Annotated in this window: 7 protein-coding genes and 1 tRNA gene; 5 read left to right on the forward strand and 3 right to left on the reverse strand. The window is 64.0% G+C overall.

What is annotated here, in order from left to right:
• Positions 1-127 precede the first annotated feature (127 nt).
• Positions 128-205, reverse strand: a tRNA-OTHER gene (locus BC793_RS50105).
• A gap of 384 nt (positions 206-589) precedes the next feature.
• On the opposite strand from BC793_RS50105, the gene BC793_RS48415 reads away from it, so the two are divergent.
• Positions 590-1042 (forward strand): lamin tail domain-containing protein, encoded by a 453-nt coding sequence (locus BC793_RS48415; RefSeq protein ID WP_109603403.1) that lies wholly within the window; start codon positions 590-592, stop codon positions 1040-1042.
• Between the two features lie 187 nt (positions 1043-1229).
• Here BC793_RS48415 and BC793_RS49395 read toward each other — a convergent pair whose 3' ends face one another.
• On the reverse strand, positions 1230-1517 hold the full coding sequence (locus BC793_RS49395) for a hypothetical protein (RefSeq protein ID WP_146246820.1): 288 nt from the start codon (positions 1515-1517) through the stop codon (positions 1230-1232).
• 600 nt (positions 1518-2117) lie between these two features.
• On the opposite strand from BC793_RS49395, the gene BC793_RS49400 reads away from it, so the two are divergent.
• The 3 genes from BC793_RS49400 (at position 2118) to BC793_RS50110 (ending at position 3875) form a co-directional block, all read left to right on the forward strand.
• On the forward strand, positions 2118-2801 hold the full coding sequence (locus BC793_RS49400; RefSeq protein WP_146246821.1) for a hypothetical protein: 684 nt from the start codon (positions 2118-2120) through the stop codon (positions 2799-2801).
• Positions 2802-2946: 145 nt separating this feature from the next.
• A complete protein-coding gene (locus BC793_RS48420) occupies positions 2947-3429 on the forward strand; it encodes an SMI1/KNR4 family protein (RefSeq protein WP_109603404.1) in 483 nt (160 codons plus the stop codon).
• Positions 3430-3698: 269 nt separating this feature from the next.
• A complete protein-coding gene (locus BC793_RS50110) occupies positions 3699-3875 on the forward strand; it encodes a hypothetical protein (protein ID WP_158319606.1) in 177 nt (58 codons plus the stop codon).
• 181 nt (positions 3876-4056) lie between these two features.
• On the opposite strand, the gene BC793_RS49405 is transcribed toward BC793_RS50110, so the two are convergent.
• Complete coding sequence (locus tag BC793_RS49405; protein ID WP_146246822.1) at positions 4057-4314, reverse strand: hypothetical protein; 258 nt, start codon at positions 4312-4314, stop codon at positions 4057-4059.
• Between the two features lie 601 nt (positions 4315-4915).
• On the opposite strand from BC793_RS49405, the gene BC793_RS49410 reads away from it, so the two are divergent.
• Positions 4916-5266 (forward strand): hypothetical protein, encoded by a 351-nt coding sequence (locus BC793_RS49410; RefSeq protein WP_146246823.1) that lies wholly within the window; start codon positions 4916-4918, stop codon positions 5264-5266.
• The last annotated feature ends 269 nt before the right edge of the window (positions 5267-5535 follow it).

The raw sequence follows: 5535 nt of genomic DNA on the forward strand, positions 1-5535 counted from the left end.
CTCTGCATCGCGTCGCGAGCCGATCCGTTACTGCCAGAACCACTCAACCGACTACGAAAACCGCGCTAGACAACCGGCATCCATGCAGGTAAGTGTGCTGGCCGACGCCGTCTGCGGCGTCGGCCAAGTGCCTCGACGGGATTCGAACCCGCGTCTCCGCGTCCCCGAAGGGCGCGCGGGATCCTAGGCCCTAGACGACGAGACGCGGCGAATCCACAGCATTGACGCGGTCCTCAGCTCGCCAGTTTCCGATGGCTTGGCAAGCGCCCGTCCGCGTTCCCGCCTTATCGGCTGAGCCGCGCGGATCGCGGCAGATCCGGATGTTCCTGCCGGTCACGTCGTGACGTCCTACCGCTGGAGGTCGGCATACAGAAAATCAGCTTCTCCATGCTCACCCAGCCGACAGCCGGAATGCTTGGGCTTCCGGCGGCTTGTTCATACCCGGACAGCCGCCCGTGACCGCCCATACGTCGCTGTGGCCCGTCGATTAGGCGACCGCGACGAACCGACACACCGATCAGCGCGCAGCGGACACGGCTGTGCAGGACGGCAGAATCCGAATCCCACCACCCCATGAGGAGACCCATCCGTGCGCAAACTGCTCGGCACCCTGACCGCGGCCGCGATTGCCGTCGGCGCCGTCCTCACCGTTGCGGGCCCCGCCCAAGCCGCGCCGGCGCTGCGGTTCCACTCCACCCAGTACGACTCGCCCGGCAAGGACACCCGCTCCAACGCGAGCCTCAACACCGAGTGGATCGCGCTGGTCAACACGGGCAGTGCGGCGGTCAACCTGAAAGGCTGGAAGATCGTCGACAAGTCGGCCACCTACACGATTGGCAACGTCACGATCGCCGGCAAGGGCGGTGTCGTCTACCTGCACACCGGCAAGGGCAGCAACACCGCCAGGCACCTGTACTGGAGCCGCGGGAACTACGTGTGGAACAACACCGGTGACACTGCGACCCTGAAGACCAAGGCGGGTAAGACCCACGACACGTGTACGTGGAAGCAGAAGTCCGGCCGTACCAAGGTCGCCTGCTGACCTCACCGCCCGTTCCGGCCCGGCACCGTCCTGGTGTCGGGCCGGGCCCAGGTGCCCATCGGTCGTCGGCCTCCTCATCGATGCAGCGCTCGTTGCACAACGGTTGGCGCGAGCGGTTCTGCCTACCGCTCGTAGAGCCCGGATGGCGACATCACGCGCCTTCACCGCGCCATGTGAGCGAATCCGATCATGCCGGTTGGCCATTGGCGGTTCTCCGCCGCCGAAGGCGGAAATAGGCGTCTGCTGTCGGCACGGTCTGACTCACTAAGGCTGTAAGCAATACCAGCGGGACGGAAACCATGAGGACTATGTCCAGCATGTCCAGCCATCCCGGCCATCCCTGTTCGTATCGCTGCGTCAGTTCCAGTGACGTCGGGTCCACCAAATCAGGTGGCGTCGGTTCCACCGGACCAGGGCCCAGCAAGGACGGCAGAGCGAGATGAACGGTCGCCAGCACGCCGTACCAGATGAGCACCGGGACACCCAGGATCCAGGCGACGGCCCGGGCCCAGTTGTGGCCGAGGGCGGTGAAGGGGGCTAGGACTACCTAGAAGGCAACCGATGACAACACCGACCAAGGCGGGGACGACGTGAAGGGCGGCGCCGGCAGCAACGAACGCCCCCTCGGCGAAGAAGCCCCCCACCTGTTTGATTACGCCATCATCCTTCGCCTGCTCGTAAACCCGCTCGCCGGTGAGGTACCGCTCAACGGAGAGGAGTACTTCACCTACGAACAGCGCACCGCCGATCGCGAGCGCGGCTGCCGCAAAGGTAGCAAGCGCCGGCCTCCGTCCTGGCGGCTCGGGTGCTGTCGTCTCGAGTGTCGCGATGTCATCCACGAACCGGAACGTATCCGTGCGCTGCGGAGAAGTTGTGACGAAAATGGGTAGCTTTGATCATGACGAAGTGCTGACGCACTCTTCTCTGCACGACAAGACGCCGGTCCTTCCCTGTCGACTACCAGTCGTGACGGCGGCGGCCTACCCGAGCGCGGACAGCGGCAAATGAGCACGTTGGTCGGCACTAGAACGTAAACGGTGTGGGGTTCCTGTGCCGGGATCGAGACAATGCCGTGATGACGAATCGGCTTGAGTTACGTGTCGTTGTTCCCGCGCCACCTCGTTCCCGTGGCCCCGTGCAGGTGCGTCCAGTGATCGATGGCCGAGACATCCTGAATGAGTTTCCTGCTGGCCCCGGCCATGAGCCGGAAACCATGCTGGCGACGCTAGGCCCTCTTACGGCACGCGCCCAGCCACGCGAAGTGAGCCTCGCGACCGCGGACTGCACCGAGGGATGCTGTGGGGCGCTATACGTAACCGTTCGCCGGGACGGAGACTCGGTCGTTTGGGGGGAATGGCGCGATCCCGAAGACGACGACATTGAGCTTCCGGAATTCCGCTTCGACGCTGCCGAATATGACCGTGAGCTGCGCCGCGCGGCGGCGGACACCAGCTGGGAGTGGTTTGCTCGGACGGTGGCTCGGTTGCTGGGCCGGCGTCTGCGAGAAACTCCAGAAGTCCTCGCCAGGTGGGACTGCGAACTCCAGGCCGTCGTCGCCTGGCCGTGGCAGCGGGGGATCGTGACGGTGCTGCTCTATCACCCCCATCGATCAAGCGCGACCCAGAACACGCCTTGGCGGCAGTTATTGCTTCATCTGCCGGTAGAGCCCGGCGACCCCGAGGGTGAGGCAAAGCGGCTGGCCGATCGCATCGCCGTCATGGACCCGCGTCATGCCGGTTCGCCCTCGGGAGACGACTGAACGATGCTCAACGTCTTCCAACCCGAGACCTTCGTGGAGGCAGACCCGCTGCCGTCAGCGGACTTGGGAGGTCATCGTGATACCCGCGCGATCTGCGGCAGTTAAGCACGTCAGTGGCCGGCAACGCGATACGTAGGATCCGCGCATGGAACTTGCGGAGTTCGAGGCGCTGGCGAAACCACTGCTACGGAGGTCAGTTACGGAACAAGCCGCGTACGGATTCGCGCTTGTCGACGGCCATTCCGTCACTGCGCAGGAGATCATGAGCGTCGAGCGCGAGATGGCGGTGAGTCTTCCGGACAAGTACAAGGCGTTCATGATCCGCTTCGGCGGAGGGGCCTTCGGCTTTGTCGAGTTGTTCCCGCTCGCGCCTGTGGCTTCAGGAAGTGACGACCTCCGGACCCTCAACGACCGGGACTTTGCCGACCGCAACTTCGTCGCCATCGCCCCCGTTGGCACCGGCGACCACTGGGGCTTCCCAGTGACCAACGGCCGCTGCGACGACTCGGTGTGGTTCCGCTTCCACGACGCAGGCGACGACGAGCCCGCCGCAGCGGATTTCCTGGAATTTGTAGCCGAGCACGGGCTGAAGAGTTCCGCCGACCGAGCACTTGAACGTCGGGACTGACGCCCGCGGTTGGGGCTCTTCCGGTGGCACCCGGACTGCGGCATGTGAGTTCGTTCTAGCTCTACCGCCGACCCGGCTATGACCGGCAACAAGAACAGAGGACGTCCTCTACGAAAAAGGCGCTATGCCGTGGAAGCGGTGCTAGCGGACGCTGAAAAATAGCTCTGGCACAGATTTCGTGACCGATGGCGATCGCTGATCAGGCATGCAGAACATGTGCTCGGAGCAGGTCGAGGTTCGCGCGGCCGAACACCTGCCGCAGAATGACCGTGACCGCCTTGCACACCGTCGCGGAAGTCGGCATCAGCGAGGGCGCCTGGTGGGTGCTCTACGAACTCGCCCACGCCGACCAAGGCCTGTCGCTGGTCGATATCGTGGGCCTCACCCCCTTCAGCGCCTCCGCGGTGACCGAAACCTCGTCTCATCCCGCCGACGTGCGCGACTGATTTATGGAACCCATCTTCGCGGTACGGCGGTCGAGCCGGCTGGGTCGGCCGGCTTCATCGCAGAACCCCATCAGCACAGACAGGCATCGGGCATGACGACCCGCCGAAACGATAAAGATCGTTGCCGCGACAAATGCACGGCAACGAGCTCGAGGATAGTATCTGTGGATAATCCTTTGGGTCAGCTCTCTTTTTCCAGCCAATATACGAACGTGGTTTGTGATCCGTTCCAGATCGTGACACAGTCATAGGAACCCCATCCGGCTGCAACCATCTGCTGGCCTCTCGCCGCGCAGCTTTCGGTGGTATGGAAATACCGAGTGGGGTCTAGTGAAATGTTGTGGTTCGGCGGCGGGTCGGCCTGGACCGGGCCGACAGCGAGCAGGCCGCCGATCGTCAGACCAATTCCTGCGGCGAAGGTAACAGCCTTGCTGAGCATGATCTACCTTTCCTTTGGGTTGCATAGTCACGGAAAGGGAACCACAGGCATATCTTCTGGGTCAGCCGAACGACTGGCGACCAGCCTTTCAGGTTGGGCCCTCGGCAACGAACAGCCGGCCCTGCCGACCACGCGGCCTATTTGCCGCCATTTGCCTGCGGCGACAAAAGAATCATGCTGGCGCACCGATCATTGCGGCTCCGCCACGGCAATCGTTCGACGACAAATCCGGTTGGCGGGAGCCGAGCTGATCGCGTGGCGGTCGGTCGATGGGCCGAAACGTCGGCGCGTCCGTAACCGCCACCACCTGGGCCGACGCCGAAAACGTCTTGACCGGGCAGCCGGTTCGGCCGCAGAACAATCGCCGGATCTGCAGGTGGATGACGGTCGCCCGGCCGCCGAGGGTCGGATCGGTGAACCGCCGCTGGCACTCTCTTCGGCACGAGCGGGCGTCGGCTGACCCTCGGCAGGGTGACGCCCGGTAGCGAGCGGATCGCGGCACATCCGGAGGTTGGGGACCGCCAGCGTCAAACCACAAGAGTCGAAGCGTGTCATCGGAAAGGTGCCTCTGGGTGAACCTCACGCACGTACCGTCGCACTGGTGGAGAAGCAGACGCCAAGCCCGCCTCCGCAAGATCGCAAGGATGGTCTGTTGGTGGGCCTGGGCCTGACTCTCCTGGTCGCGTTCTCCGGATGCGGCTCATTTGTTGCCCTCTTGGCTTTGTGGGCCGGTCGCACTTGCTCGACCTCGCCAGGTCGCTATATCTGTGCTCACGTAGGTCAGATGGTGGCGGCGACCATTCCGATCTGGGCCTCTCTCGCCGGGATCGTGATCGCGGCCGGAACGTGCGCTCTGCGGCGGCCGTGGTGGATCGTCGGGATGGCCGTGGGATACGTGATCGCACTCGGCGGCCTTGGGATAGGTTGGCTGGTCACTTATGCGGGCCAGTGACCGTCGGATGCATTCCAACGGGCCTATCAGCGGCCATGCGGGCACTGACATCGGCACGAGCGGGCGTCGGCTGACCCTCGGCAGGGAGACGCCCGGTAGCGAGCGGATCGCGGCATGTGAGTAAGTGTTGAGTTAGACCCGCATGCCTTCGGGAGTCGGCAAGGTGGTTTATAAGTAGTCGAAGAACCGCCAGAACCATGTCGCCTCGGTAGGCCCGGATACCCATTGATGGGCTCGGTCGTAGCGGATGGTGGTGCGGGGGTCGGCGT

Origin of the sequence: Actinoplanes xinjiangensis, assembly GCF_003148685.1 — a bacterium.
GTDB classification, from domain to species: domain Bacteria; phylum Actinomycetota; class Actinomycetes; order Mycobacteriales; family Micromonosporaceae; genus Actinoplanes; species Actinoplanes xinjiangensis.

Bases quoted from the DNA above. Each gene is read 5' to 3' on its own strand.
- BC793_RS49400 (WP_146246821.1), top strand. From the start codon at position 2,118: ATGACGAATCGGCTTGAGTTACGTGTCGTTGTTCCCGCGCCACCTCGT.
- BC793_RS48420 (WP_109603404.1), top strand. From the start codon at position 2,947: ATGGAACTTGCGGAGTTCGAGGCGCTGGCGAAACCACTGCTACGGAGG.
- BC793_RS49405 (WP_146246822.1), bottom strand. From the start codon at position 4,314: ATGCTCAGCAAGGCTGTTACCTTCGCCGCAGGAATTGGTCTGACGATC.